General features: G+C 67.9%; 26 protein-coding genes. 15 read left to right on the top strand and 11 right to left on the bottom strand.

Annotated elements, in window-relative coordinates; translation table 11 throughout:
* Position 1 precedes the first annotated feature (1 nt).
* From AB4Y80_RS09605 to AB4Y80_RS09590, 4 genes are read left to right on the top strand one after another with little or no spacing between them, the layout of a single operon-like run.
* Positions 2-484, top strand: coding sequence for a flagellar protein FlgN (locus AB4Y80_RS09605; RefSeq protein ID WP_442213854.1), 483 nt, complete (start codon positions 2-4; stop codon positions 482-484).
* A 15-nt stretch (positions 485-499) separates the two neighbouring features.
* A complete protein-coding gene (gene flgK, locus AB4Y80_RS09600) occupies positions 500-1921 on the top strand; it encodes a flagellar hook-associated protein FlgK (RefSeq protein WP_442213853.1) in 1422 nt (473 codons plus the stop codon).
* A gap of 2 nt (positions 1922-1923) precedes the next feature.
* Positions 1924-2814, top strand: a complete 891-nt coding sequence (gene flgL / locus AB4Y80_RS09595) for a flagellar hook-associated protein FlgL (protein ID WP_442213852.1) — start codon at positions 1924-1926, stop codon at positions 2812-2814.
* Positions 2811-3200, top strand: coding sequence for a flagellar assembly protein FliW (locus AB4Y80_RS09590; protein WP_442213851.1), 390 nt, complete (start codon positions 2811-2813; stop codon positions 3198-3200). The genes flgL and AB4Y80_RS09590 overlap by 4 nt, the downstream gene beginning before the upstream one ends.
* Before the next feature lie 60 nt (positions 3201-3260).
* Here AB4Y80_RS09590 and fdhA read toward each other — a convergent pair whose 3' ends face one another.
* From fdhA to AB4Y80_RS09560, 6 genes are all read right to left on the bottom strand, one after another.
* A complete protein-coding gene (gene fdhA / locus AB4Y80_RS09585; protein WP_442213850.1) occupies positions 3261-4475 on the bottom strand; it encodes a formaldehyde dehydrogenase, glutathione-independent in 1215 nt (404 codons plus the stop codon).
* Positions 4476-4668: 193 nt separating this feature from the next.
* Positions 4669-5187: a mycothiol transferase gene (locus AB4Y80_RS09580; RefSeq protein WP_442213901.1), complete on the bottom strand. Its 519-nt coding sequence runs from the start codon at positions 5185-5187 to the stop codon at positions 4669-4671.
* Positions 5188-5253: 66 nt separating this feature from the next.
* Positions 5254-5889, bottom strand: coding sequence for a LutC/YkgG family protein (locus AB4Y80_RS09575; RefSeq protein ID WP_442213849.1), 636 nt, complete (start codon positions 5887-5889; stop codon positions 5254-5256).
* A complete protein-coding gene (locus tag AB4Y80_RS09570; protein ID WP_442213847.1) occupies positions 5886-7397 on the bottom strand; it encodes a lactate utilization protein B in 1512 nt (503 codons plus the stop codon). Before AB4Y80_RS09570 ends, AB4Y80_RS09575 begins: the two co-directional genes overlap by 4 nt.
* Positions 7394-8191 carry a (Fe-S)-binding protein gene (locus tag AB4Y80_RS09565; protein ID WP_442213845.1) on the bottom strand — a complete coding sequence of 266 codons (798 nt, stop codon included), beginning with the start codon at positions 8189-8191 and terminating at the stop codon, positions 7394-7396. The genes AB4Y80_RS09570 and AB4Y80_RS09565 overlap by 4 nt, the downstream gene beginning before the upstream one ends.
* Before the next feature lie 84 nt (positions 8192-8275).
* The gene (locus tag AB4Y80_RS09560; protein WP_442213843.1) at positions 8276-8731 is read right to left on the bottom strand and encodes an Lrp/AsnC family transcriptional regulator; all 456 of its coding nucleotides are present in this window, start codon (positions 8729-8731) and stop codon (positions 8276-8278) included.
* A gap of 103 nt (positions 8732-8834) precedes the next feature.
* On the opposite strand from AB4Y80_RS09560, the gene AB4Y80_RS09555 reads away from it, so the two are divergent.
* Positions 8835-9506 carry a LysE family translocator gene (locus AB4Y80_RS09555; RefSeq protein ID WP_442213841.1) on the top strand — a complete coding sequence of 224 codons (672 nt, stop codon included), beginning with the start codon at positions 8835-8837 and terminating at the stop codon, positions 9504-9506.
* Between the two features lie 69 nt (positions 9507-9575).
* Here the strand turns inward: AB4Y80_RS09555 and AB4Y80_RS09550 are convergent, their stop codons facing one another.
* Positions 9576-10604 carry an adenosine deaminase gene (locus AB4Y80_RS09550; RefSeq protein WP_442213840.1) on the bottom strand — a complete coding sequence of 343 codons (1029 nt, stop codon included), beginning with the start codon at positions 10602-10604 and terminating at the stop codon, positions 9576-9578.
* 189 nt (positions 10605-10793) lie between these two features.
* On the opposite strand from AB4Y80_RS09550, the gene AB4Y80_RS09545 reads away from it, so the two are divergent.
* The 3 genes from AB4Y80_RS09545 to AB4Y80_RS09535 all read left to right on the top strand — a co-directional run bounded on the left by AB4Y80_RS09545 (position 10794) and on the right by AB4Y80_RS09535 (position 13623).
* On the top strand, positions 10794-11993 hold the full coding sequence (locus AB4Y80_RS09545; RefSeq protein WP_442213839.1) for a toxic anion resistance protein: 1200 nt from the start codon (positions 10794-10796) through the stop codon (positions 11991-11993).
* 139 nt (positions 11994-12132) lie between these two features.
* Complete coding sequence (locus AB4Y80_RS09540; RefSeq protein ID WP_442213837.1) at positions 12133-13143, top strand: GmrSD restriction endonuclease domain-containing protein; 1011 nt, start codon at positions 12133-12135, stop codon at positions 13141-13143.
* Positions 13144-13239: 96 nt separating this feature from the next.
* Entirely contained in the window at positions 13240-13623 is a 384-nt protein-coding gene (locus AB4Y80_RS09535; RefSeq protein WP_442213900.1) for a hypothetical protein, read from the top strand.
* 41 nt (positions 13624-13664) lie between these two features.
* On the opposite strand, the gene AB4Y80_RS09530 is transcribed toward AB4Y80_RS09535, so the two are convergent.
* Complete coding sequence (locus AB4Y80_RS09530; protein ID WP_442213835.1) at positions 13665-14270, bottom strand: LysE/ArgO family amino acid transporter; 606 nt, start codon at positions 14268-14270, stop codon at positions 13665-13667.
* A 69-nt stretch (positions 14271-14339) separates the two neighbouring features.
* Here AB4Y80_RS09530 and AB4Y80_RS09525 point away from each other — a divergent pair, with 69 nt between their 5' ends.
* Positions 14340-15311: a LysR family transcriptional regulator ArgP gene (locus AB4Y80_RS09525; protein WP_442213833.1), complete on the top strand. Its 972-nt coding sequence runs from the start codon at positions 14340-14342 to the stop codon at positions 15309-15311.
* A gap of 131 nt (positions 15312-15442) precedes the next feature.
* The gene (locus AB4Y80_RS09520) at positions 15443-16768 is read left to right on the top strand and encodes an MFS transporter (protein ID WP_442213831.1); all 1326 of its coding nucleotides are present in this window, start codon (positions 15443-15445) and stop codon (positions 16766-16768) included.
* 121 nt (positions 16769-16889) lie between these two features.
* Here the strand turns inward: AB4Y80_RS09520 and AB4Y80_RS09515 are convergent, their stop codons facing one another.
* Together AB4Y80_RS09515 and AB4Y80_RS09510 are read right to left on the bottom strand one after the other, a co-directional pair.
* A complete protein-coding gene (locus AB4Y80_RS09515; RefSeq protein WP_442213829.1) occupies positions 16890-18377 on the bottom strand; it encodes a TIGR01777 family oxidoreductase in 1488 nt (495 codons plus the stop codon).
* A 120-nt stretch (positions 18378-18497) separates the two neighbouring features.
* The gene (locus AB4Y80_RS09510; protein ID WP_442213827.1) at positions 18498-18800 is read right to left on the bottom strand and encodes an acylphosphatase; all 303 of its coding nucleotides are present in this window, start codon (positions 18798-18800) and stop codon (positions 18498-18500) included.
* A gap of 354 nt (positions 18801-19154) precedes the next feature.
* Between AB4Y80_RS09510 and cofD the strand changes: the two genes are divergently transcribed.
* The gene (gene cofD, locus AB4Y80_RS09505) at positions 19155-20216 is read left to right on the top strand and encodes a 2-phospho-L-lactate transferase (RefSeq protein WP_442213826.1); all 1062 of its coding nucleotides are present in this window, start codon (positions 19155-19157) and stop codon (positions 20214-20216) included.
* Here the strand turns inward: cofD and cofC are convergent.
* Positions 20178-20927 carry a 2-phospho-L-lactate guanylyltransferase gene (gene cofC / locus AB4Y80_RS09500; protein WP_442213824.1) on the bottom strand — a complete coding sequence of 250 codons (750 nt, stop codon included), beginning with the start codon at positions 20925-20927 and terminating at the stop codon, positions 20178-20180. The two genes, cofD and cofC, sit on opposite strands and share 39 nt — an antisense overlap.
* A 240-nt stretch (positions 20928-21167) precedes the next feature.
* On the opposite strand from cofC, the gene AB4Y80_RS09495 reads away from it, so the two are divergent.
* The 4 genes from AB4Y80_RS09495 to AB4Y80_RS09480 all read left to right on the top strand — a co-directional run bounded on the left by AB4Y80_RS09495 (position 21168) and on the right by AB4Y80_RS09480 (position 25297).
* Positions 21168-22352 (top strand): thiolase family protein, encoded by a 1185-nt coding sequence (locus AB4Y80_RS09495; protein ID WP_442213822.1) that lies wholly within the window; start codon positions 21168-21170, stop codon positions 22350-22352.
* Positions 22353-22522: 170 nt separating this feature from the next.
* Positions 22523-23359: a coenzyme F420-0:L-glutamate ligase gene (locus AB4Y80_RS09490; protein ID WP_442213821.1), complete on the top strand. Its 837-nt coding sequence runs from the start codon at positions 22523-22525 to the stop codon at positions 23357-23359.
* A gap of 363 nt (positions 23360-23722) precedes the next feature.
* The gene (locus AB4Y80_RS09485) at positions 23723-24481 is read left to right on the top strand and encodes an SDR family NAD(P)-dependent oxidoreductase (RefSeq protein ID WP_442213820.1); all 759 of its coding nucleotides are present in this window, start codon (positions 23723-23725) and stop codon (positions 24479-24481) included.
* Between the two features lie 42 nt (positions 24482-24523).
* A complete protein-coding gene (locus AB4Y80_RS09480) occupies positions 24524-25297 on the top strand; it encodes a crotonase/enoyl-CoA hydratase family protein (protein ID WP_442213819.1) in 774 nt (257 codons plus the stop codon).
* Positions 25298-25404 lie beyond the last annotated feature (107 nt).

Genomic DNA, 25404 nt, shown 5'->3' with positions numbered 1-25404 from the left:
CATGGGCCCCGAGGAATTGACCACCTTGCTGTGGCGTGAGCGGGAGCTGCTCGACCTTTTGGTCTTCAAGTTGGAGGAGGAGCACTTGATTCTCACTTCCGGCAAAAGCCGCTGGCTGGACCACGCCACTCGAGAAGTTGAACATGTCTTAAGCCGCCTCCGGGCCACGTCGTTGGAGCGAACTGCGTTGGCGTCGTCCGTATCCGTCGACTGGGGGCTGGCTGACGACGCCAGCCTGCTGGAAATGGCAGACGGGGCTCCTGACGGCCCGTGGCAGGAAATATTGGAGTCCCACCAGCAGGCAATGAGCGCCCAGGTGGAACAGATCCGCGGCTTGCGGGACACAAACCTGCAATTCCTGCGCGCGGGACTGCGGTCAGCCCAGGACACTGTGGCGGGACTGGTGCCCGATACCGGCACCTACGACCACCGCGGACACACCAGCCAGGATCCCGGGTCCCGGTTCCTGGACAAGAGCGTTTAATTTTGTAAGGACATTGTGAGTACTTTTAGCGGATTGAACACAGCCCTCGCCGGGTTGAACGCTGCCAGGACCGGGCTGAACACTGTTGGACAAAACTTGACCAACGTCAACACCGCCGGGTACACGCGGCAGCGCGTTGATTTCACCGCCATCGGCGCTCCGGCCCGCGGCGCCCTCAGCGATCTGGGTGTGAAGACAGGACAGGGTGTGGGCGTGACCGGGATTGCCCGGTTGGGCGACGCTTTCCTGGACGCTCGTGTCCGGGCCGCATTTTCCACATCCGGCTACGCGAATGTGCGGGCGGATGCGCTGACCGGCATTGAAAGCTCGCTCAATGAGCCCGGGGCCAACGGTCTCTCCAGCCAGTTGCAGGGATTTTGGGCCGGTTGGCAGGATTTGGCCAACAACCCCGGCGCAACCGCCCAGTCGGCGGTATTGCTGCAAAAGTCGGCCACGCTGCTCCACGCCATCGCAGACGGATACCGGGCACTCGACTCCCAATGGTCACAGACCCGCGGCAAGGCCGAATCCCTTGCCGGGGAGTTGAATGCGACAGCCGTCCAGGTGGCTTCCCTGAATGACCACATCCGCGCGGCCGGCGCGGCGGGCCTTCCCGCCAACGAGTTGATCGACCAGCGCAATGCCCTGACCGCCCGCATTGCTGAACTCGCCGGCGGCACTGTCCGGGACCTGCCCGATGGAACCAACGAAATTCTGGTCGGAGGCAGCGCCCTGGTCTCGGGCAACCAGGCCAGCACGATGAAGCTCGCCAGCGTTCCGGTCCGGATGGGCGACGGCGGCGCAGTCACCCTTGAGTGGGCCAGGCGCCCTGGGATTTCGATCGATCTGGACGGTGGGCAGCTCGCCGGTGCGCTCTCGGTGCTGGCGCCCGCGGCCGCTGACGGCACCGGCGGCGCAATCGCCCAGGCCGCCGCCGCCTACGACAGCCTCGCGGTAAAGTTGGCCGGTGTTGTCAACGGCCAACATGTGGCTGGCGTTACCGCCGACGGCACAACTGGCCTGTCTTTCTTCAGCTTCAGTCCGGGCGTGCCGCCGGCAATGGGACTTACCGTCGTGCCCACCGGCGCCAGTGGCATTGCAGCCGGGGCACCGAGCGCAGGGGGCAAGGACGGCTCCGTCGCCGATGCCATCTCCCAATTAGGCAACGGCCCGGCCTCGCCGGACACCCTCTGGACGAATACCGTGGTGCGCCTTGGTGTCGACATCAAGGCGGGCCTCCAACAGGCGGCCATGGCGGATGCGACCCTGAACAATGCCGTCGCCGGCCAGCGGTCAAACGCCTCAGTGGACATAGACGAGGAAAACGTCAACCTGCTGTCGTACCAGCACGCTTATCAGGCTGCCGCCCGGGTCATGACGGCGATCGATGAAGCCTTGGATGTCTTAATTAACCAGACCGGACGGGTAGGCCGCTGATCATGTTGAACCGCGTCACCACACAAACCACGGCCGCGGCCGCCCAGCGCGGCATGCAGGCCAATGCCGCCAAGCTGGCGCAGCTGCAGCAGGGTGCACAGGACTTAAAGAAAATCTCCCGGCCCTCGGACGATCCCGCAGGCACCGCCGACTCCATGGCGGTCCGCGCCGCACAGGCCGCCGCCGTCCAATACGGGCGCAATATCGGCAACGGCGACGACTGGATGACGGTCGCCGACAGCGCCTTGGCAAATGCGACCACGCTGCTCCAAAAAGTCAAGGATGCCACCATCCAGGGGGCAAATGGGGCCATAAACCAAGCCGCCAAGAACGCGATTGCCACTGAGCTGGATTCCCTCAAGGCGGATCTCCTCAACCAAGCCAACGCGCGCTTCACGGGCCGAAATATTTTTGCCGGAAACTCAGATGCTGCGGGCGCCTTTATTGACACGCCGACCGCTTTCACGTTCACCGGGGCGGCCGGCAGCAGCGTACAGCGGCGGATTAGCCCCGATGCGACCATCCGCGTGGATGCCGACGGTGCGGCGATCTTTGGGGACGCTGCGACTTCCGTGTTTGCGCTTATTACGAAGATTGCCGATGACCTGCGTTCCGGGACCGACGTGTCCACCCACCTGGACTCCGTCGACGCCGCCCTCGACAAGGTGATTGGCGGGCGGGCCGAGGTCGGCGCCAGGCACGCGGAGTTGTTGCGGGCCAAGGACGCCAACGCCAATGCCGTCGTGGACCTGGAAAACCAGCGTTCAGGCATCGAGGACCTGGACATCGGTAAGGCCATCCTTGACCTGAAAACACAGGAGCTGGCTTACCAGGCGTCCCTCGGCGTGACGGCGAAAGTCCTGCAGCCGACCCTGATGGACTTTCTCCGATGAGTCCTGCGACTCTGCAGCTGCCCGCGGACCTGCTCTTCACGGCGCCTCCGCCCGGCTTGGAACCAAGGGTTGACTTCTCCCTGGCGGCCATCGAGAACGCCACGGGGCTGTTTTCCATCACGGCCGCGGACGGCGCCGCCCGCCTGTATGTCCTGGACGCGGCCATCCACCTGCCCGACTACACTCCCCGCCTGGCCGCGGCGGATCTGGCCGGCATCGGCACGGATCGGACCGGGGCCACCGTATTGGTGGTGGTGAACCCCGGCACACGCAGCACCGTGAACCTCGCGGCACCCATCCTGGTGAACAGTGAAACGGGGGCCTGCGCCCAAGTCATCCTGGAGGGATCCGAGTGGCCCTTGCGGGCCCCGCTGAACCCCGCCTGAACCACTTAAGGCCAGTGGGCCCCAATCCGGTCCCCAGCGAGCCGGATTGGGAGGGCGGTCCTAGTTCAGGTACCCGTTCGGATTGAGCACGTACTTGGTGGCGGCACCGGCGTCGAACTCGGCATAGCCGCGCGGCGCATCCACCAGCGGAATGCTCTTGGCGTTGACGTTCTTGGCGATGTGGACCTTCTCATGCAGGATCGCCATCATCAACTGGCGGTTGTACTTCATCACCGGGCACTGCCCCGTGGTGAAGGACAGGGACTTCGCCCAGCCCGTCCCCAGGCTCAGCGACAGTGACCCCTTCTGCGCTGCGGCGTCGATGCCGCCCGGGTCCCCGGTCACGTAGAGTCCCGGGATCCCGAGGGCTCCGCCGGCGGTCGTGACGTCCATGAGTGAGTTCAGCACCGTGGCCGGCGCCTCATGACCCGCATCGGCACCGTGTCCCTTGGCCTCAAAGCCCACCGCATCCACGGCGCAGTCGACCTCGGGCACGCCGAGCAGCGCCTCGATCTGATCGCCCGGATCGCCCTTGGTCAGGTCGATGGTTTCGCAGCCAAACGTCCGCGCCTGCTTCAAGCGGTCGGCGTTCATGTCCCCGACAATGACGACGGCGGCACCGAGCAGGTGTGCGCTGGTCGCCGCGGCCAGGCCCACGGGACCGGCCCCGGCAATGTAGACCGTGGAGCCGACGCCCACCCCGGCCGACACGGCACCGTGGTAGCCGGTCGGGAAGATGTCCGAGAGCATGGTCAAGTCCATGATCTTCTCCAGCGCCTGGTCCCGATCCGGGAACTTGAGCAGGTTCCAGTCCGCGTAGGGCACCAGGACGTATTCGGCCTGCCCGCCGACCCAGCCGCCCATGTCCACGTACCCGTAGGCACTGCCCGGGCGGTCCGGATTGACGTTCAGGCAAATGCCGGTTTTTCGCTCCTTGCAATTTCGACACCGTCCGCAGGAAATGTTGAATGGCACCGAGCAGATGTCTCCGACCTTGATGAACTCCACGTCCGGGCCCACCTCGACCACCTCGCCGGTGATTTCGTGGCCCAGCACCAGGTTGGACGGTGCCGTGGTGCGCCCGCGCACCATGTGCTGGTCCGATCCGCAGATGTTGGTGGCGACGGTCTTGAGAATGACTCCGTGGGGCACCTTGCGGCCCACGTTGGCCGGGTTGACGCCGGGTCCGTCCTTGAGTTCAAAGCTCGGGTAGTCGATGTCGATGACTTCAACCACTCCGGGGCCCTTGTAGGCGACGGCCTTGTTTCCTGACATGATTGTGCCTCTCTCGTAATCGGGCGACATCGAAAAATGCCGCCCGGCAACATATAAGAACACGCCCCGCCCGCGCAGCTTCCAGGCGAACAAATTAGGTGGCCAATGGAGAGTGCGCACGAATTTTGCCGAAGGAGCGGGGTTGCGCCCAGTGTATGCTCGAATGCTCCATTAAGTAAGGGATAGTCCGTATTTAATGGCGGTGGTCGTTGAGGGCCAGGCCGCGGACGTAGGCTGCCTGGCCCCCGTACTGGAGGCAGTCCGCGAGAATGCTCACCAGCCGCACGCCCAGGGTGACCGCCGGGCTCCAGCGCCGGTCCACGACTTTGTCCAGGTCCGTGTCGGCAAGCCCCCGCACGTAGGCAAGGCTCTGCCGCAGGACGGCGCCGTGGTACTCCAGGAGCAAATCCGCGGATTCAACCCGCACGACGGCCACCTGTTCCGGCGTGTGCCCGTAGCCGGTGTCCGCGGGGTCGAGGTCGAAGCCAAACCGTGCGGCATACCCTCCGGCCTTCCACACGGAGTCGATCCCGGCCACGTCCGCCACCTGCCGGTCCTGGGTTCGGCACAGGTGCCACACCAGCCAGGTGATCGAGTTGCCTCTCCCGTCCGGGCGCCAATTCATCATGTCGGCGTCCAGGCCCTCCAACGCCCCGTTCACGATGGGCCCGATCCGGCCAAACGCGTCGCCCAACAGCTCCGAGGGATCCATGGCTGCCATGCTTCCACCGCCGGCGGTACGTGGCGTCGCCCGCACCCGCAGGAGCTGCCAGCTCAACTACCGCAGGATCAGCACGTCGAGGGTCCGCGGCCCGTGCACGCCTTCGACGCGTTCGAGCTCGATGTCGCTGGTGGCGCTGGGGCCGCTGATCCAGGTCTGCGGGCGGGTGGCGTCCAATAGGGCGATCGCCTCGGGCAGGACCTCGACGATGTCCGCGGCCCGCAACACCACGATGTGCCGGTCTGGCACCAGGGAGATGATGCGCCGGCCCTGCGACGGGCTCCCGTCCAGCATGATGGTGCCCGTTTCGGACACCGCGACGGCTGCGCCGGTCACCACGGCGTCCACGGCGTCCAGCTCTGCCACGGTGAGGGGCTGCCCGGGCGAGTCGACGTGCCGGACCGGCGCACCGCCGTCGGACGGCAGGGCCGAAAGCCACTCCCGCGGCAGGCCGTGCGGCACCACAATGGAGGCGCTGCCGGCCAGCAGCTCGGCGAGCTTGGCGGCGGCGCCGGCGGCCGGCACGGCAAACACGGTGGCCTTGTAGTCCATCAGTCGCTCCACCAGCTGCTCCAGCCGCTGTTCGGGCGTCATGGACGACTCACGGCGGTAGTTGCGCGGGATCTCCGGCGCGGCCGGGGAGTCGCGCAGGGCGGACCTGATCCGGCTCAAGACGTCTTCCCGGGCGCTCATGCCTGCTCTCCCGCGCTCGGTGAGGACTCGGGGGCAACGTGGTCCCGGGCCCACCATTGCCTGAAGGACTGGCTGGGCGGGGCGGGGATGTCTCGGCTTTGCGTCCACTTCCCGGCCAATCCGGGCAGCTTCCTGATCACCTTGTCCGGTCCGGCGGCCAGCCTTCCGAGCGGCAGGCCCTTTTCCACTATGTTCAGCTTTTGCCCCGAGGAGAAGGCCCACTCGGCGCCCTTCATCATCATCTCCAGCTGGGACGGCACCTTGATCTTGGCGCGCCGGGAATCGACGTCCACCCCGCGCAGGTGCACCAGGATCTCCGGGATGTTGATCTTCACCGGGCACGCATCGAAGCAGGCGCCGCACAGCGACGACGCGTAGGGCAGCGAGTTGTTCTCCTCGCTCTTGATGCCCGTCATCAGCGGCGACAAGATGGCGCCGATGGGTCCGGGGTAGGTGGAGCCATAGGCGTGCCCGCCCGTACGCTCGTACACCGGGCACACGTTCATGCAGGCCGAGCACCGGATGCAGTGCAGCGCCGAGCGGCCCTGGATGTCGGCGAGCGCGGCGGTGCGGCCGTTGTCCAGCATCACCAGGTGAACGTTTTGCGGTCCGTCCCCGGGGGTGACGCCGGTCCACAGGGACGTGTACGGGTTCATCCGCTCCCCCGTGGAGGAGCGCGGCAGCAGCTGCATGAACACCCCGAGGTCTTCGAAGCGGGGCAGCAGCTTTTCAATCCCCATGACGGTGATGAGGGTCTCCGGCAGGGTCAGGCACATGCGCCCGTTGCCCTCGGACTCCACGACGGTCAGCGTGCCGGTGTCCGCCAGGCCAAAGTTCGCGCCGGAGACGGCCACCTTGGCGGCGAGGAATTTGCGGCGCAGGTGCTTGCGGGCGGCCTCGGCCAGCCGGGCGGGGTCGTCCGTGAGGGCGGGGTCGACGTCGTCCATCTCGCGCAGGAAGATCTCGCGGATCTGGCCGCGGTTCTTGTGGATGGCGGGGACCAGGATGTGGCTGGGCCGATCGTGGTCCAGCTGCACGATGAGCTCGGCCAGGTCCGTCTCCACCGCGGCAATGCCCTGTCCCTGCAGATATTCATTGAGCCCGATCTCCTGTGTGGCCATCGACTTGACCTTCACCACCTCCGTCTCGCCGGTGGCACGGATCAGCCCGGTGATGATCTCGTTGGCCTCCTGGGCGTCGCGGGCCCAGTGGATCATGCCGCCACGGGCGGTGAAGTTCGCCTCAAACTGCTCCAGCAACTCCGGCAGCCTCGCCATGACGGATTCCTTGATGGCCGCCCCGGCGCTGCGCATCGCCTCCCAGTCGGGAACCTCGGCCACCACGCGCAGGCGCTTGTCCCGGATGGTGTGGGTGGCGTGGCCGAGGTTGGCGCGCAGCGAGGTGTTGCCGAGTTCGCGGTGCGCGGCCGCCGGGAACGGTTCGCTCGCGTGCAGGTTGCCGCCGCCAAAGACCGGCAGGCTCGGCATGCCCAGAAATGTGTTGCTCATCGCGTGCTCCCCGCCAGTTGCACGTCGCCGGTGGCGGAGACGGGATTTTCCAGCGTGCTGGCCAGGATTTCGGCAAAATGCAGCGTGCCCGCGTCGCTGCCCTGCCGGGAGAGTCCGCCGCCGATGTGCATCAGGCAGCTGGCATCCCCGCCGGTACACAGTTCCGCGCCGGTGCCGCGAATGTTGGCCGTCTTGTCCGCCAGCATGGCGCTGGAGACGTCGGCGTTTTTCAGGGCGAAGGTGCCGCCAAAGCCGCAGCACTGCTCGGCTTCGGGCAGCACCACCAGTTCGATCCCGCCCACGCTGGCCAGCAGGTTCAGCTGCCGGTCCCCGAGGTGAAGCAACCGCATGCCGTGGCAGCTGGGATGGTAGGTCACCTTGTGCGGGAAGTGCGAGCCCAGCTGCCCGGCCGCGTCCGTGACTCCCAGGACGTCGGTCAACAGCTGGGACAGCTCGTAGGTTTTGGCGCCGACGGCGGCGGCCCGGGCCGCCAGGGCGTCATCGCCGCAGCGCCGGGCCACCATGGCCTGCTGGTGCTTCACACTGGCGACGCACGACCCCGAAGGTGCCACGGCGACGTCGTAGTCCTCCGTGTCAAAGGCCCGCACATGGTTGGCCACCACGGGCAGGGCCTCTTGGAAGTAGCCGGAGTTGATGTGCATCTGCCCGCAACAGGCCTGGCCGGCCGGGAAGATCACCTCGTGCCCCAACCGCTCCAGGATGGCGACGGTGGCCCGTGCGGTGCGCGGATACATGGCGTCCACGATGCAGGTGGCAAAGAGCGCGATTTTCATAGACCCACTGTAGGGCACGTCACATCCCCTGTGGACTGACCACATGAGCGGCCGATCAATCCCGTACGGCTGCTCAGGCAATGGCTATAGCGGCAGTCCGGCGCCCGGCTTGAGGTTCTTCATGACCAGGGTGGAGCGCAGCCGCAGCACGCCGGGCAGGCTCGTCAGGCGGGTGTCGTAAAACTCCTGGTAGGCGGGGAGGTCCCGGGCCACGATCGTCAAGATGTAGTCGGGGTCCCCAAAGAGGCGCTGGGCCGAGGTGATGTGCCCGATCTCGGCCACCATCGCCTCAAATTCGTCGATCGTGGCCCGGTCCACCTGCGCCAGCGTGACAAACACCAATGCCTCGAAACCCAGGCCGACGGCGGCCGGGTCGATGACGGCACGGTAGCCGCTGATGGCCCCGGACGCCTCCAGGTCCTTGAGCCGGCGATGGCACGGGGCAACGGTCAGGCCCACCTCCGTTGCGAGCGCGGTGGCCGTCATGCGCCCGTCATCCTGAAGACGGCGCAAAATTTCTCTGTCAATGCGATCAATCACCTAATGATTTTATCTCATTTGGGCGCTTCAGGGCAGGAATTGATAAGCACTTCTGCCTCGATTTTCCCTAAACTTGCTCCCAACACYACTTCCCAGGAGCACCATGGACCCGCAGGCACTCATCGGATTTCTCATCGTCGCCGTGGCCCTGACCTGCACGCCGGGACCCGACTGGGCCTATTCCATTGCCGCCGGGCTGGGCCGGCGCAGCTTTGTTCCCGCGGTGGCCGGGCTGTGCAGCGGCTACGTTTTGCACACGCTGCTCCTGGCGGCCGGGATCGCCGCGCTCATGGCCGCGCTGCCGGGCCTCCTGCTCGGGCTGACCGTCGCCGGGGCGCTTTACCTGCTGTGGCTCGGTTTTGTCACCGCCAAGTCCTGGCGCGGCGCCGGCTTCAGGGCGGCCGGCACCGTCGTGGGGCCCGACGGCGCCGCCACGCGCCTGCGCGCCTACCTCCAGGGCGTGGGCACCAGCAGCATCAATCCCAAGGGGCTGCTGTTCTTCGTGGCCCTGACCCCGCAGTTCATTCGGCGTGACGCCGGCTTTTCCGTCCCGGTCCAGTCGATCATCCTGGGGCTGACGTTTGTGGCGTCGGCCGCGGTCATCTACACAGCTGTGGCGGCCGGATCGCGGCGCCTGCTGCGCTCCCGGCCCGGCGCCGCCCGCGGCATCACGCTTGGCAGCGGCATCATCATGTGCGCCCTGGGTGCGGTGCTGCTCGTGGAGCAGGCCGGCGCGGTGGCCACGGCCGCGGGGCAGCTGCTCGCGCTCGGCTGACCCCCGCGCCGAGGTAGCCGCCCCGCGTCGAAACCCGTCCACATGCCGGCGAGTCTCGGCGGGCGCCGGCTACTTCGGCGAAGGGTACCCCTGCCCCGCCCGCCACGTGGCCAGCTCTGCGAGCAGCTCTGCCTTGCGTTCCGCCGCCGCAAAGGAGGAGCGGATCGAATTTCCGGCCAGCCGTTCCAGCGTGTCCGCGCCAAAGCCAAACGCCTCCGCCACGGCGTCCAGGTTCCGGCCCGCGTACCCGCCAAAGTAGGCCGGATCGTCGGAATTCACGCACACGTTCAGGCCGGCGTCGAGCATGTGCGGCAGGGGATGGGCGGCCAGGGTGTCCACGGCGCGCAGCCGGACATTGGAGAGCGGGCAGACGGTCAGCGGCACCTGCTCGGCGGCCAGGCGGGTGATCAGCACGGCGTCCTCCACACTCCGGATGCCGTGGTCGATCCGCTCGGCCCCGAGCAGGTCCAGGGCACCCCACACATAGCTGGGCGGCCCCTCCTCCCCGGCGTGCGCCACCAGGTGCAGTCCGGCCTCCTTGGCCCGCCGAAACAATCTGATGAACTTCGACGGCGGATTGCCCACCTCCGCGGAGTCCAGCCCGATCCCGATGATGGGCGCGGCCATCGCCAGCAGCCGTTCCAGGACATCCAGCGCGGAGTCCTCGGATTCATCCCGGAGGAACGCGGCGATCAGCCCGGTCGTGATGCCAAACTCCGCCTCGCTGCCGGCGAGCGCGGCCGTGATGCCGGCGACCGTCGTCGTCAGCGGGACGCCGCGCGCCAGGTGCGCCTGGGGGTCGAACATGATCTCCGCATGCCGCACGCCGGCGGCCTGGGCGCGCCGCAGGTAGGCCCGGGTCATGTCGGTGAAGTCGGCCTCGGTGACCAGGACGGCCATGTTGGCGTAGTAGAGGTCGAGGAAGGACTGCAGGTCCGTGAACTCATACTGTGCGCGCAGCCCCTCCAACGTGGGATGCGGCAGGACTATGTGGTTGCGCGCGGCCAGCTCCAGGATCAGTTCGGGCTCGAGCGTACCCTCGATATGCAGGTGAAGTTCGGCCTTGGGCAAGGTGTGCGTTGCGGCGATGGCAGTCATGGCGGCCATTCTATGCGGGGCCCGCGCAATCGATGGCCCCGGCGTCCGCGGGCCGGAACCAAAAGGGGTCGGGGCGCCGCCGCCAGGTGGGGCCCGCAAGGCAATAGCATTGTCAGTGATTGCCGGGCACCGGGTCGCCGTCACGCGCGACGCCCCGCCCGAGTCCACTGAAGGAAAGGCTCGTTGATCATGACTTCTCCGTTGCTTCCCCCCACCGGCGATGACAACGCGCTGATCCTGAACGCCCCGGACGCGCCGGAGATCGTCACTGCCGAGCAGGTGCCCGGCATGATTCCCGTCCCCGAAGAACGCCAGGCTGAAATCAGCCGGCAGGCGAAGGACTTTATTGCCGGGATCGCCGGAATGGACGCGCGCAGCCCCGAGTTTGCCCGCAAGGTCGAAGGCATCTCCCGGCTGGCCGCCCCGCACATGACGTCCTCCGCCGACGCGTCCAGGCGCATATTGGAGCGCTCCACCACCTCGGTTTCCGGGGCCAAGCGCAGCGGCAGCAGCGCCCAGGCGCACGTGGCGGAGACGCTGAACGAGCTGCGCGGCGCCGTGGAGGAGCTGACCCCCAACAACGCCGACCTGGGTACGGGCCGCAAGCTCCTGGGCTTCATCCCCCGGGGCAACAAGGTGGCCAAGTATTTCCAGCGCTATGAGTCCGCCCAGGGCCAGTTGGACGCGATCATCAAGTCTCTTTTGGCGGGCCAGGACGAATTGCGCGCCGACAACGCGGACTTGGCGGGGGAAAAGGTCAGGCTGTGGGAGACCATGCAGGGCCTGAGCGAGACCGCCGTCTATGCGAAGGCGCTCGACGACGCGTGCGTCGACACGGTGGCGCAGCTGCAGGCGGCGGGGCGGACGGAGGCGGCCCGGCAGCTTGAGGCGGACGTGCTGTTCCCCATCCGCCAGCGCCACCAGGACGTCCTGACCCAGCTGGCCGTTTCGGTCCAGGGCTACCTGGCCATGGACCTGACGCGCAAGAACAACCAGGAACTGATCAAGGGCGTGGACCGGGCCCGCACCACCACCATTTCCGCACTGCGCACGGCCGTGATCGTGGCCCAGGCGCTGGCCAACCAGAAAATGGTCCTGGACCAGATCGATGCCATCAACGCCACCACCAACACCATGATCCTCAAGACCTCCGAGATGCTCAAGGACCAGACCGTGCGCATCCACCAGCAGGCCGCCGGCTCCGGGGTCAACGTCGAGACGCTCCAAAAGGCCTTCGACAACGTCTTCGCCACCATGGATGCGATCGACACCTTTCGGGCCACGGCCGCGGCGACCATGGACGGGACGGTGCATGCCCTGGAGTCCGGGCTGGAGCACGCCAAGCCGTATTTGGAGCGGTCGCGGACAGCGGAGGGCGATCAGAAATAGGCCGGCTTGCGCCGGTCCCGGCCACGGAAGGTTCGGGGCCGTGCACCTGCTGTGTTTAAATGACCAAATGACACGAAAGGCGTAGTCGAACCCGCCTCCGCTCCTTCCCCTCGTACCCCAACGCCTCCAGAAAGTCCCCGTGAAGCTCCTGCGCGCCTCCCGCTCCCGCTCCGATTTCATCCTTGCCCCCGCACTGGCGTCCCTCCTGTTCATCACGACGGCGTGCGGCGGCGCCCCGGCGCCCGCGGCGGCACAGGCCCCGACGGAAACCGCCGCCCCAAGCTCCCAGTCCCAGGCCCCGACGGAAACGGCCGACCTGGCCGCCGACCTGGCCGGAAATGCGCGGCCCGCACTGGCGGCGACGGCCCTGGACCTCTTGGCTACGCTGCCCGTGAAGGGCCGTGCGCCAAAAACGGGATACAGCCGCGCCGAATTCGGCCACGCGTGGGCGGATGTGGACCGGAACGGCTGCGACACCCGCAACGACATTCTGGGCCGCGACCTGACAGCCAAGACGTTCAGGCCCGGGACGCGGGATTGCCTGGTCCTCACCGGCGTGCTGGCGGACCCCTACACGGCCCGGACCATTTCCTTTGTGCGCGGCCAGACAACCAGCACGGCCGTGCAGATCGACCACGTGGTGGCCCTGAGCGACGCCTGGCAGAAGGGCGCCCAGCAGCTCTCCGCCGAGCGGCGCACCGCCTTTGCCAACGATCCCCTGAACCTGCTGGCCGTGGACGGCCCCACGAACCAGCAAAAGAGCGACGGGGATGCCGCGACCTGGCTGCCGCCGCACAAGGACTACCGCTGCCCCTACGTGGCGCGGCAAATCTCCGTGAAGGCCGCCTACGGCCTGTGGGTCACCCGGGCCGAACATGACGCAATGGCACGCATCCTCAACGATTGCGCCGGGGTGGAAGCACCGGCCCCGGCGCCCGCCCCGGCACCCCCGGCCCCGGCGCCGGCTGCGCCCGTGGCACCCGCCCCCGCTCCGCCCGCCCCCGCTCCCCTGATGCAGCCGCCGGGCGCCTCCGTGCACTATCAAAATTGCGCCGCGGTCCGGGCTGCCGGTGCCGCGCCCATCCGGGCGGGCCAGCCCGGCTTCGAGCCCAAATTCGACCGCGACGGGGACGGCGTCGGCTGCGAATAGGCGCCCGTGACCGGGCCACGGTCCCCCGCGCGAACCTCTGGCAACTACACGAACAATCGCTAAAATTAAAGCGTGACCCCGCGCCAGGACGGGCCGATGCTTCCGGCCGAATGGATCCGCCACGACACCGAGATACTGCCGATGTGGTGGGATCGGCTGTGCGCGGAGATGGGCCCGCAATCCGCGGCCCGGTACGCGGCCGGGCTCTTTCGCGAGGACCGCCGCCGGCCCATCGCCCAATGGGTCAATCCGGCGCTGCGTGCGGCCCTGCTCGTGGCGATCGAGACCGGCCCGGAGTGGCCCGTCCAGCGATTTGCGGTCTTTTATGCCCCGCCCGGCAGCGGCTTTACCAAGGTCCACATGGACAACCACGAGTGGTTCACCCGGACTCCGCAAAAGTCGCCCACGGAGCGGGAGGCGTTTGACGCGGCCATTGCGTCCGCGGAGGCCTTCTTGCAGGTGGAGATGGATTTCATCTAGCGCCGGCTATGCCCCCACCGCCATCCGCACGGCCAGCAGGATCATGACGGCGGCGATGAGCGCGTCGAGCACGCGCCAGGACGCGGGCCTGGCAAAGACGACGCGGGCCTGGCAAAGACGGGGCGGAGCAGGCGGGCGCCGAAGCCCAGGGCGCTGAACCAGATCACGCTGCCCAGCGCCGCGCCCGCGCCAAACCACCAGCGCAGCTCCCCGTGCTGGTTGGCGAGCGTGCCCAGCAACAACACCGTATCCAGGTAGACGTGCGGGTTCAGCCAGGTCAGGGTCAACACGGTGGCCAGGACGGCCCCCCGGCTCAGTGTCCCCAGCTGCCGGCCGGCGACAAGGCGACCGGGCCGGAAGGCGCGCTTGGCGGCCAGCACGCCGTAGGCGAACAGAAACAGGGCCCCGGCCACGCGGATCGCCACGACGACGATCGGCACGGCCCGCACCACCTCGCCGATGCCGAAGATCCCGCCGGCGATGAGGACGACGTCGCTGGCCATGCACACCAATACGACCAGCCACACGTGCTCCCCGTGGATGCCTTGGCGGAGCACAAACGCGTTTTGTGCGCCGATGGCGACGATCAGGGCCAGCCCGGCGCCGAGTCCGGTGGCTGCCGCGGCGAGAATGTCCAGTGGTATCACAGCTTCGAAGCTACTAGGCTGGGCACTCTCGGTACAGCTAAGTATTCTGTCGCTGCCTAAGGAAATCTAATGTTGAATTTTCAGACCGAGCAGCTGCGCACGTTTGTCGCCGTGCTGGAGGCCGGGACGTTTGACGCGGCGGCGGGCCAACTGCACGTCACGGCCTCCGCCGTGTCCCAGCGCATCAAGGCCATGGAGCAGGCGGCGGGGCAGGTCCTGTTGCAGCGCAGCACGCCGGTTGCGGCGACGCCGGCCGGTGTCATTGTGCTGAAGCTGGCGCTGCAGTTGCGCCAGCTCGAGGCCGACGCCGCCGCGGAGCTCGGCATCGGGGGGCGCCCCGGGGGCGGCACGGCCATCCCGGTGGTGGTCAACGCCGATTCCCTGGCCACCTGGTTTGTCGACGCGCTGGCCGCCGTCCCCGAGGAGGCCGGGCTGACGTTTGAGGTGCTGCGCGAGGACGAGCAGCATTCCGTGGCCATGTTGCGTTCCGGTTCCGTCATGGCGGCCGTCACGGCGTCGGCCGATCCCGTGCAGGGCTGCTCCGTCGCGGCGCTGGGGTCCATGCGCTACCGGGCCGTGGCGTCAGCCGGCTTTCTGCGCCGCTGGTTCCCCGGCGGCTTCGATCCGGCGCTGCTGAGGGCCGCCCCCATCATCCAGTTCGACCGCACCGACACCCTGCAGACCAACTTCCTCGCCTCGGTCGCCGGCCCGGGCGCCACGGGCGGGCAGCACTTCATCCCGGACACCGTGCAGTTCGCGGCCGCGGTGCGCGCAGGCCTGGGCTGGGGGCTCCTGCCGGAGGCGCACTGCCGTGAGGGGCTGCGCAGCGGACGCCTCGCGGAACTCGTCCCCGGCCGCGTCACGGCCATCCCCCTGTATTGGCAGCGCTGGAAGATCCAATCCGCGGCCTTGGACCTGCTCAGTTCGGCGGTCGGCACGACGGCGTCTGCCGCGCTCGGGCAGCCCGAAGCGCCCGTCGAGGCCCGGACACGCCTCAAGCGCTGGGGACCCGCTCAGACGCCGTCGGGCAACAGCGCTTGAGCGGCTCCGCAGCGCTTGAGGGGCTCCGCAGCGTTTAAGCGAGTCCCCGCCGCCCTGCCATATGGCCTTCCGTCTGCCAAACTGGTCTGAAGCCGCCCACCACACCATCCCCGACCGAAGGATCCACCAGCATGACCAACCCAGCCCGGCAGCGCCGCAACCAACTGGTCCTGGTGGTTGGCCAGCTGCTCTCCGGCGTGGGTGTGGCCTCCGGCATTTCGGTGGGCGGCATCCTGGCCGCCGAGCTGGCCGGAACCACGGCCGCGTCCGGCTTTGTCCAGACCGCCTCCACGCTGGGCGCCGGGCTGGTGGCCGTCCCCCTGGCCAACCTGGCCGTCCGCGCCGGCCGTGGCGCGGCCCTGAGCGCCGGCTTTGCCCTCGGCGCGGTGGGCGCCGCGCTTGTCCTGCTCTCCGCGAGCCTGGGACAGTTCTGGCTCATGGCCGCCGGCATGCTGTTCTTCGGCTCGGCGAGCGCGGCCGGGCTGCAGGCCAGATACGCGGCCGTGGACGGCGCCCCGCCCGAAACGGCCGGGCGGGCCATGGCGATCGTCATCTGGGCCACCACCGTGGGATCGGTGGCGGGGCCAAACCTGTCGGAACCGGGCCGCCGCCTGGGCATCAGCCTCGACATTGTCCCCCTCGCCGGGCCGTTTGTGTTCTCCCTGGTCGCCTTCCTTACCGCCTCACTGGTCATCGCCACGTTCTTCCTGGGCGCCGCCAGGTCCCCGCGGGGCACCGTCCAGACACCGCACGCCCAAGGTGACGGACCCGCCGCGGCCGGTGCCGGCGTCGACCATCCCACACCACCCGGGGCGGCCAGGACGCACGGCGCCTGGACCGCGCTGCGCCTGGCGGGCCGCAATCCGCGCGCCTTGTTTGCGCTGGCCGCGGTGACGGGCGGGCACATGATCATGGTGGGCGTGATGGTCATGACTCCCGTGGCCATGGACCATAACGGACATTCGCTGGAGATCATCGGGATTGTCATCAGCTTGCACATCCTGGGCATGTACGCCGCCAGCCCGTTGTTTGGCTGGCTGGTGGACAGGGTCGGCGCCGCCCGCGTGGTGTGGCTGGGCCTCGCCACCTTCCTGGCGGCCATCACGCTCGGCGCGACCGTCTCCGACAGCGGCGACCCCGTGCTGATGTCGGTCGCGCTCACCACGCTGGGGCTGGGCTGGTCGGCGTGCCTGATCGGCGGCTCGTCCCTGCTCAGCACGGCGGCCGCGGAGGAAATCCGCATCCCGCTCCAGGGCGCGAACGACATGCTGATGAACTTCGGTGCCGCCGCCATGGCCGCCCTCGCCGGGCCGATGCTGGCCGGCGGCGGCTTCTTCTGGGTCAACATGATGGCCCTGGCCGTCCTGGTCCCCATGGTGATCCTGGGGCTGAGGGCCGCCCGTGTGACGCCGGCACTCGCCACCCCGGCGCAGGCCGCCGACAAGCACCGCCGGTAAGCGCCCCCGGCCGGCTTCCCTTATGCGCGGAACTCGCTCCGGGTTGTGCGCAGCGTCTTCAGTGGCGTCGAACCTGCGGCGGGTTCTACGCATGCCGGACGTGAGTTTCCGGCGCCGCGGCTCACCGCCCGAGCACGTGCCGCAGCGCCTCCTCCAGCGAGCGGTGCCGGAACTCGTAGCCGCTGGCCTCGACCTTGTCGGAGGAGACCCGTTGGTCGGCGAGCGCCAGCTCCCGTGCGCCCTGCCTGCCCAGAAGCAGCCGGGGACCGGCTGCGGGAACCTTCATGGCGGACGGCCGGTGCAGCACCGCGCCCAGCGTCCGGGCATATTGTTCGGCCGTCACCGGGTGAGGCGCCACGCCATTGACGGGACCGGTCGGGGAACCGGTGAGGGCGGCGTGGGCGAAAATGCCGGCAATGTCATCGAGGCCGATCCAGCTTTGCCACTGTGCCTTGCCCACCGGCCCGCCGACGCCCGCCAAATACAGCGGCAGGAGCATTTGCAGTACGCCGCCGGACGGGGTCTGGACGAGCCCGGTGCGGATGTTGACCACGCGGACCCCTGCCTCCGCGGCCGGCCGGCATGCCGCCTCCCAGTAGCGGCACACGTGTGCCAAGAAGTCGTTTCCGGCGGGATCGGTTTCCACCAGGGCCCGCGAGTCGCGCTGGCCGTGGTGGTCCGCCGCACGGTGCGGGCTGGCCCCGTAGTATCCGACCGCGGAGCCGCTGACCAGAGTGCGCGGCACGCCGTCGGACGCCAGGGCGGCCAGTTTTTCGGCAAGCAGCTGCGTGCCCGGGATCCGGCTGCGATAGATGAGGTCCCTGGTCTTGGCCGTGAACCGGCCTCCTATGGTGTGGCCGGCCAGGTTGATGACGACGTCGCACCCGGCCAGGGACTGTGCGTCCAGTGTCCCGGTGGACGGGTCCCAAAAGATCTCCCCTTCGCGCCCCGGAGCCCTGCGGACCAGCCGCAGCACGCGGTGGCCGCCGCCGCCCAGCAACGCGCACAGTTGCGTGCCAATCATCCCCGACGCCCCGGTCACGGCAACCGTGCGCGGCTGCCCGGGGTGTTGGTGATGAAAGCGCAGGTCTCCCAGGAGCTGGCGTTCCCGGAACGCGAAGACCCGCTCCAGCTCCGCCTCAAAGCGGCGCAGCACCCAGTGGCGGCCGGTGGGCGGCGGCAGCTCGTAACTGACGGTGTCCTTCAGGACGGTGCTGCCGGGTTGCGGGCCGTCCGTGAACGTGTGCTGATGGGTCCAGCTGGTCAGCGGCCCGCTGGTCATGACGTCGGTGAACGCCCGCCCGGGCGTGAGCTCCGTGTGCAGGGCCTCCCAGCGCAGCTGCGGGCGCATCACGTTCAGCCCGCGCAGCCGTTCCGGCAGTACGCCGCTCACGGTGCCGGACACGGCCCCCAGCCACAGCCCGACCCCGCCCGGGGCACCCATCCCCAGCGCCGCCGTCGAGCCCGGCTCAATCCCGTTGCTGGGCTCCTGCAGGACGGATCCGGTGAACGGCGGGGTGAGCCGGACAAATGCGCCCGGGCGTTCGAACCAGGCGAAAACGTCCGCTCGCGGGTAGGGCACAGCGGTGGTGTGAACGAACGTTGGCATGGCATTCCTCCAGTCGATCGACCACCGATCACGAAGGCGGCCCAACAACGGCGCCCGCGGACCGGGGCCCTCATCGCCACTGTAGCGCGCTGGCCCGACGGAGTGCACTCATGGTCGCGGCTAGCCGGTCTGAAAGCCGGGCCGATGCCCGCCTGCGGGGCCGACGGCCGCCTCCACGGTCGTGACGACGCCCGGCGCCTCGGGCGATTCCAGCCAGTCGAGCAGTGCCCGGACCGACTCCGGCGGGCCTTCCGCGATGACCTCAACGGTGCCGTCGTTCCGGTTGACGGCACTGCCGGCCAGGGACAGCTCCCGTGCCTTGCGCGCGGCCAAGTAGCGGAAGCCGACGCCCTGGACCGTCCCGTGCACGACGGCGGTGAGCCGGACCGCCGCTGCGGGGCCCGCCGCCTCCTCATCCCTCATGCTTTCTCCCGTCCGCGGGTCACCCTTGCCTTGGCCATATGGTCCCACGGATCGGGGCCGGCGGGGATGGCCCGGCGCAACTCGTCCGGGGCGGGGACACGCAGACGGAAAGGCTGGTGCAAGATCTCCACACCGTGTGTCTAACCGGGCCTTCCGAAACTCTATGCGCAAGACTTGGACGATGGAGCTTTTCGATCATCCGCGCATCGCAACGTCCAACGCTGGATGCGGCCAGTTCATCAGGACCTGCAGAAATCCGGAAACGAGTCGGCACGTCTTATTGCCAGGGCCGGGTCGCCCTGAACTGACTGAGCCTGAAATGACCGGATCGGCCCAGGCCGCGGTGGTCATTCCATGAGGGTCACAGTGCTGGCCGGAGGCGTTGGCGGAGCCCGCTTCCTGCGAGGTCTGCGGGAGCACCTGCAGGTTTCCCCGCCTGATGCCGACGTCGGCGCCGCGGCCCGCATCACGGCGGTGGTCAACACCGGAGACGACATGTGGCTGACCGGCCTGCGGATCTGTCCGGACCTCGATTCGGTCATGTACACCTTGGCCGGGGTCAACGATGAGGCGCGCGGCTGGGGACGCGTCGGTGAAAGCGAGCGGGTCAGCGCGGAGCTGGCCTCCTACGGCGTCGGCTGGCCCTGGTTTACGTTGGGTGACTTGGACCTCGGCACCCACATCGCGCGCTCGCATCTTCTGCGCGAGGGCCTGACGCTGAGCGAGGCGACGTCGCGGCTGGCGGCGCGATGGGATCTTGGCGTTGAGCTGCTGCCCATGAGCGATCAATCGGTCGAAACGCACGTGGTGGTCGATGATCCGGACACCCCCGGCTGTCAAACCACGATGCATTTCGAGCAATGGTGGGTCAAGCACCGGGCGGCGCTGCCGGTCCGGGAGTTCGTCCAGGAGGGTTTGGGCGCCGCCGTGCCGGCACCGGGCGTGCTGGAAGCCATCGCCGAAGCGGACGTGGTGCTGTTGGCCCCCTCGAACCCCGTCGTCTCCATCGGGATGATCATCAATGTGCCGGGAATCCGCGAAGCGATCCGCACGACGGCGGCAACAGTCGTCGGCATTTCGCCCATCATTTCGGGGGCTCCCGTCAGGGGGATGGCGGATGCCTGTCTGGCCGCCGTCGGCGTGGCCACACGCGCCGACGCGGTCGCAGCCCACTACGGATCGCGCCTCAACGGAGGGATTCTCGACGGCTGGCTCATCGATGAAGCCGATGCGGGGCTGGCCGAAAGCATCGAGTCAGCTGGAATTCACACGACTGTTGCGCCGTTGTGGATGCGGGATGCCGTCACGAGCGCCGCGTTGGCCGCTGACGCCCTGGGAGCAGCCGGGAGGATCCGGCGCCGCCGCAGCGGGAGTAGCCTACGGCCTGAATCCCGCCAGCAGGCCGAGCTCGCTTAACGTCTGGCGGGTGTGGGAGCCCACGCCCAGCCGGGCCGCCTGCTCAAGATCCGACCAGGTGTCCACATCCCTGCGAATGGTGGATCGTTGGTCCAACGGGAGTGTGCGCAGGCCCGCCGCCCGATGGCGAGCCAAGGAGCCGGGACCAAATGCGGGGTCCAAGGCATGTCCGGGAAGGGCCGTGATCATGGTGGTCCCGGTTCCGTCGGCATCCGGCACCACCGCCGTTCCCGAGAGCGCTGCCCATGCCAGCGCGGCGTCGACGTCTGCGCCGGTCAGGGCCGGAAGATCGGCCAGCAGCACCGCGCGCGGGCTGGCGGGATGCGCGTCTTCCATATATCTAAGGCCTCTGCGGATCGCCGCATTCAGGCCGTCGCGGCCCGTCTCATGGAGAATCCTCACGCCCATCGCGGCAAACTCGGTTGCGGCGTGACGGTCTGCGGTAATGACAGTCACCTCCGCAACTTCGGCGCTCTCAAAGACCGCCGCCACCGCGTCGCGGGCGAAGGCCAGGGCCAGGCTGCGCCGGTGCACACCTGCTCTATCCTCGGGCAGCAGACGCGTTTTCGATTCAATGGTCCCCCGCACGGGCAAAAGGATGCGCCACTTGCCCTGTCCAGCCGTCATTTGCTTTGTCGGCCCGACGCGCGCGGCACCGTCGCGGTCTGCCGGCCCGACGCCGGATTCAACCGTCAGGGTCGTCGCAGTCATTCAAACCTCCTGGTCCACTCCGGCAGCCAAGCGAACACCGGCCCACTCGCCAAGCATGCCACGACCTGCCACCGGCGGACTGTTCGAGCCTTGGCCACCATCCGTCCCGGCACCACAGGACGCCTGCCACCCCAGCCCACGTTCTTTAACAAGTATATTGTATGTATTGGTTATGATGGATAAAAGGCAGCAGCACTACCGACCCGGGATTGGCCAGCCCCGCAGAGAGTGGAGGAACCCATGTCAGAAGACAGAATCGTTATCATTGACGGCGCGAGGACCCCGATTGGGAAATTCGCGGGAGCCCTCAAATCGGTCCCGGCGCACGAACTCGGCGCCATCGCCGCCGCGGCCGCCCTGGACCGCAGCGGCGTGGCCCTGAACGAGATCGACGAGGTGATCATGGGCTGCATCGGCCAGGTCGGGCCGGACGCGTACAACGCCCGCCGCGTGGCCTTGGCGGCCGGCATGCCGGACTCCACTCCGGCTTTCACCGTCAATCGGCTGTGCGGCAGCGGCCTGCAGGCCGTGTGGTCCGCCGCGCAGCAGCTGCGCTGGGGTGGCGCGGACATTATCCTGGCCGGCGGGGACGAATCGATGTCCCGGATGCCCTTCCTGGATTTCAATGCCCGAGACAACGCCCGGTTGGGAAACCGTACTCAGATCGATGGCACGATTGCCATGCTCACCGATCCCTTCAGCGACAAGCACATGGGCGTCACAGCGGAAAACGTCGCCGCCACGTACGGTGTATCCCGGCGGGAACAGGACGAATTCGCCCTTGAAAGCCAGCGGCGGGCCGGGCTGGCAGCATCCCGAAGCGCGTTTGCAGAGGAAATCACGCCGGTGGAGACCTCCGGCAAGTACCCCGCGCGGGTCACCGAGGATGAGCATCCCCGCCCGGACACCACCCTTGGCAGTCTGCAGGGCCTTCGCCCCGCATTCCACAAGGAAGGCACGGTGACGGCCGGAAATTCATCGGGCATCAACGACGGCGCCGCCGCCTTGGTGCTGATGAAGGAAAGCACCGCCAGGGCACGCGGCCTCGACGGCCTCGCCACGCTGGAATATGTCGCCACCGCCGGAATCGACCCCGCGCTGATGGGCTACGCCCCCGCACTGGCCCTCCAAAAGCTCTTCCACGAAACCAGCCTGACCCCGGCGGACATTGGCACCGTCGAGCTCAACGAGGCCTTCGCTTCCCAAGCGGTCGCGGTCATCCGCGATGCCAAGCTGGACCCGGAGAAAACCAACCCCTACGGTGGAGCCATCGCGCTGGGCCATCCGGTCGGAGCGACTGGTGCCATCCTCACCTTGCGCGCCGCCAAGGACCTGAAGCGACGCGGACTGGAGTACGGCATTGTCACCATGTGCATCGGCGGCGGGCAGGCGCTGGCCGCTCTCATCAGGAGGTATGAAGCATGAGCACCCCGCCTACCTCCATTGAAACGGTCAGCGTCCTCGGCTCCGGCGCTAGGGGCCGGGGCAATCGAGCGCGATCCGCATGTTAGTTTTTTAGTCACCTCGGGCCGCCCAGACCGGCACGCCCGGCCGCCCGGCGCCACCCGCCTCTTGTCCGCTTTGCAAAGGTTTCCATGTTCCAGCTTCTTGTTAGCGCTTTTGCCGGCATTCCCGAAATCCAGGCCGGGGACAACCTCGAACTTCTCATTGGCAACGCCCTGGCTTCCGACCCCACCCTCAACGGGGTGCGGGACGGTGACATTCTGGTCGTGACCAGCAAGATCGTCTCGAAAGCGGAAGGCCGCCATGTGGAGGCAACCGACCGCGAGGCTGCCATTACGGCCGAAACGGTCCGCCTCGTGGCAAGCCGGTCACATGCCGGCGGCGTGACCCGCATCGTTGAGAACCGCCAGGGGCTGGTACTGGCTGCCGCCGGCGTCGACAATAGCAACACGCCCGAGGGCACGGTGCTCCTGCTCCCCGTGGATCCGGACGCCTCCGCTCGCGCACTCTGCCTCGGACTCCGCGAGCGGTTCGGGGTGGCCCTCGGGGTGGTAATTAGCGACACGCTGGGCCGGCCGTGGCGGGAAGGGCAGACCGACGCCGCGATCGGGGCAGCCGGACTGAAGGTTCTCGAGGACTATCGGGGGACTCGCGACGCCCACGGCAACATACTCGTGGCGTCCGCTGCCGCCGTGGCTGATGAGATTTGCGGTGCGGCCGATCTCGTGAAGGGAAAGTCCAGCGGACGGCCCGTCGCCCTCGTCCGGGGGCTGCGTCATCTGGTACTCGCCGATCCGCTCGACGACGCACCGGCCGACACCGCCAAGGCGCTCATCCGACCGGCGGACCAGGACATGTTCAGGCTTGGCAGCGACGAGGCGTACGAGCAGGGATTTGCCGCCGGCCAGGCTGCGGCCGCCCTCGCCCAGTCCCATCAGCCAACCGGACAACCGGCCCTGCCCATCTGAGGCGGCGCCGAGAATCGCGAACCGTTCAACGGCCCCGGGTGACGGGGCTGCCGCCGGCATGGGCCGATTCCGCCCACAGCGCATCATCCTATCCCCCGGCCCCGTGAACCGCCTCGGGACGCCTGCGCCAGAAAGCGCACACGGCGCTCTGGGACGGCCGCTTCCGCGTGTCCATCGTGGGTGCGACGTCGGCTTACACACCTCGCAGAGGCGCCATTCGTCGCCGTTCGGCAGCGGTGCATTGCGGAGGCGAGGGCAATTGCCCTACGATAACAATCATGATAAGCAATAGTATGGAATCGTCTTTGTCCGCCACCACGCAACCCTCATCGAGCGTTCCCACGACCAAGCAGGAGAACACCCATGAACATTAACGGATCATCCGTCGTCGTTACCGGCGGCGCCTCTGGCCTCGGCGCAGCAACGGCCCGCCGCCTCACGGACGAGGGCGCCAAGGTCGTCATCCTGGATCTGCCCACCTCCGCCGGCGACCAGGTCGCCGCCGACATCGGCGCCATCTTCGTGCCGGCGGACGTCACGGATCCGGAGACCGTCAATGAGGCGCTCGACGCCGCGGAGACTCTCGCCCCCCTGCGCGCCCTGGTGCACTGCGCCGGACGCGGCGGTACGCTGCGCCTGGTCGACCGTGATGGCAACCCGGGTTCCCTGGAAGTCTACGAGAGCCTGGTCAGGACCAATCTGATCGGATCGTTCAACGTCCTTCGCTTGAGCGCAGCACGCATGGCGAAGAATGAGGAGCTCGACGGCGAGCGCGGAGTCTGCATCCTCACCGCCTCCATCGCCGCATATGAAGGCCAGATCGGCCAGATCCCCTATGCCTCATCCAAGGCCGGCATAGTCGGCATGACGCTCGTCGCCGCCCGAGACCTCGCCCGCAAGCACATCCGCGTCATGACGATCGCCCCCGGCCTGTTCGACACGCCCATCCTCTCCCGGCTCTCAGAAGAATTCCGTGACTCCCTGGCGCAGAGTGTCCCGCACCCGAGCAGGCTGGGCACTCCCGAGGAGTACGCCTCGCTGGCTCAACACATCATCGCCAACCCCATGCTCAACGGTGAAACCATCAGACTCGATGGCGCCGTCCGCATGGCCCCGCGCTAGCCAAAACGCAGCGACGGGCACCATCAGCCAAGGAGAGAACATATGACTCGTGAAGAACAGCCTCTGCTCGTCCAGGAACGCGGGCGCGTCCTGGTCTTGACCCTGAACCGCCCGCACGCCAAGAACGCCATATCCCTGCAACTCTCCGAGGAACTGGCCGAAGCATTTGACGTTCTGGACCGTCGCGATGATCTCAGCATTGCCGTGATCACCGGCAACGGCGGAAGTTTCTGCGCCGGCATGGACCTGAAGGGCTTTGCCCGGGGAGAAATCCCCATTGTCCCCGACCGCGGCTTCGCCGGACTCGTCCAACGCCCGCCCCGGAAACCGCTCATTGCGGCCGTTGAAGGCTATGCACTTGGCGGCGGATTTGAGATCGCCCTCGCCTGCGACCTGATTGTCGCAGCCGAGGACGCCACGTTCGGACTGCCCGAGGTCAAACGCGGGCTCACCGCCAACGCAGGCGGACTGTTGCGCCTGCAGCACCGCATCCCCTACCACTACGCGATGGAGTTCGTACTCACAGGGAGGTTGCTGCCGGCGACGGAGGCGGCCGAACTACGCCTGGTGAACAGGCTCACCGAGTCTGGCGGCGCGCTGGAGGAGGCACTGCGCCTGGCCGACGAGATCGCCAAGAACGCCCCCCGGGCCCTGGTCGTCTCCAAACAGGTGATGGTCGAGTCGCCCGACTGGTCACTGGATGAAAAATTCTCCCGACAGCACCACCATGTGGACCCGATCCGCAAATCCCAGGACGCCGCGGAGGGTGCCCGTGCCTTCATGGAAAAGCGCGCCCCGCAGTGGACGGGTCGCTAGGGTAGGGCCAAGAGCAGATCCGGAACCCTGCGTTCCCCGCGGGGTGTGCCTGTGCCGGGCAACCCGGCATCACGGTTCCGGCGCCATGAGATAGCCACCATGGCGCC

The organism is Specibacter sp. RAF43 (assembly GCF_052114065.1).
In the GTDB taxonomy this organism is placed as follows: Bacteria; Actinomycetota; Actinomycetes; order Actinomycetales; family Micrococcaceae; genus Specibacter.
The sequence above is the reverse complement of the archived record's forward strand: the minus strand, read 5'-3'. Positions and strand labels throughout refer to the sequence as shown.

Coding starts and splice junctions, on each gene's coding strand:
- AB4Y80_RS09520 (WP_442213831.1), top strand. CDS start 15,443: ATGACCAACCCAGCCCGGCAGCGCCGCAACCAACTGGTCCTGGTGGTT.
- AB4Y80_RS09495 (WP_442213822.1), top strand. CDS start 21,168: ATGTCAGAAGACAGAATCGTTATCATTGACGGCGCGAGGACCCCGATT.
- AB4Y80_RS09480 (WP_442213819.1), top strand. CDS start 24,524: ATGACTCGTGAAGAACAGCCTCTGCTCGTCCAGGAACGCGGGCGCGTC.
- AB4Y80_RS09570 (WP_442213847.1), bottom strand. CDS start 7,397: ATGAGCAACACATTTCTGGGCATGCCGAGCCTGCCGGTCTTTGGCGGC.
- AB4Y80_RS09515 (WP_442213829.1), bottom strand. CDS start 18,377: ATGCCAACGTTCGTTCACACCACCGCTGTGCCCTACCCGCGAGCGGAC.
- AB4Y80_RS09565 (WP_442213845.1), bottom strand. CDS start 8,191: ATGAAAATCGCGCTCTTTGCCACCTGCATCGTGGACGCCATGTATCCG.
- fdhA (WP_442213850.1), bottom strand. CDS start 4,475: ATGTCAGGAAACAAGGCCGTCGCCTACAAGGGCCCCGGAGTGGTTGAA.
- AB4Y80_RS09545 (WP_442213839.1), top strand. CDS start 10,794: ATGACTTCTCCGTTGCTTCCCCCCACCGGCGATGACAACGCGCTGATC.
- AB4Y80_RS09525 (WP_442213833.1), top strand. CDS start 14,340: ATGTTGAATTTTCAGACCGAGCAGCTGCGCACGTTTGTCGCCGTGCTG.
- AB4Y80_RS09550 (WP_442213840.1), bottom strand. CDS start 10,604: ATGACTGCCATCGCCGCAACGCACACCTTGCCCAAGGCCGAACTTCAC.
- AB4Y80_RS09555 (WP_442213841.1), top strand. CDS start 8,835: ATGGACCCGCAGGCACTCATCGGATTTCTCATCGTCGCCGTGGCCCTG.
- AB4Y80_RS09510 (WP_442213827.1), bottom strand. CDS start 18,800: ATGAGGGATGAGGAGGCGGCGGGCCCCGCAGCGGCGGTCCGGCTCACC.
- AB4Y80_RS09490 (WP_442213821.1), top strand. CDS start 22,523: ATGTTCCAGCTTCTTGTTAGCGCTTTTGCCGGCATTCCCGAAATCCAG.
- AB4Y80_RS09590 (WP_442213851.1), top strand. CDS start 2,811: ATGAGTCCTGCGACTCTGCAGCTGCCCGCGGACCTGCTCTTCACGGCG.
- cofC (WP_442213824.1), bottom strand. CDS start 20,927: ATGACTGCGACGACCCTGACGGTTGAATCCGGCGTCGGGCCGGCAGAC.
- AB4Y80_RS09535 (WP_442213900.1), top strand. CDS start 13,240: ATGCTTCCGGCCGAATGGATCCGCCACGACACCGAGATACTGCCGATG.
- AB4Y80_RS09575 (WP_442213849.1), bottom strand. CDS start 5,889: ATGAGCGCCCGGGAAGACGTCTTGAGCCGGATCAGGTCCGCCCTGCGC.
- AB4Y80_RS09605 (WP_442213854.1), top strand. CDS start 2: ATGGGCCCCGAGGAATTGACCACCTTGCTGTGGCGTGAGCGGGAGCTG.
- flgL (WP_442213852.1), top strand. CDS start 1,924: ATGTTGAACCGCGTCACCACACAAACCACGGCCGCGGCCGCCCAGCGC.
- AB4Y80_RS09580 (WP_442213901.1), bottom strand. CDS start 5,187: ATGGATCCCTCGGAGCTGTTGGGCGACGCGTTTGGCCGGATCGGGCCC.
- cofD (WP_442213826.1), top strand. CDS start 19,155: ATGAGGGTCACAGTGCTGGCCGGAGGCGTTGGCGGAGCCCGCTTCCTG.
- AB4Y80_RS09485 (WP_442213820.1), top strand. CDS start 23,723: ATGAACATTAACGGATCATCCGTCGTCGTTACCGGCGGCGCCTCTGGC.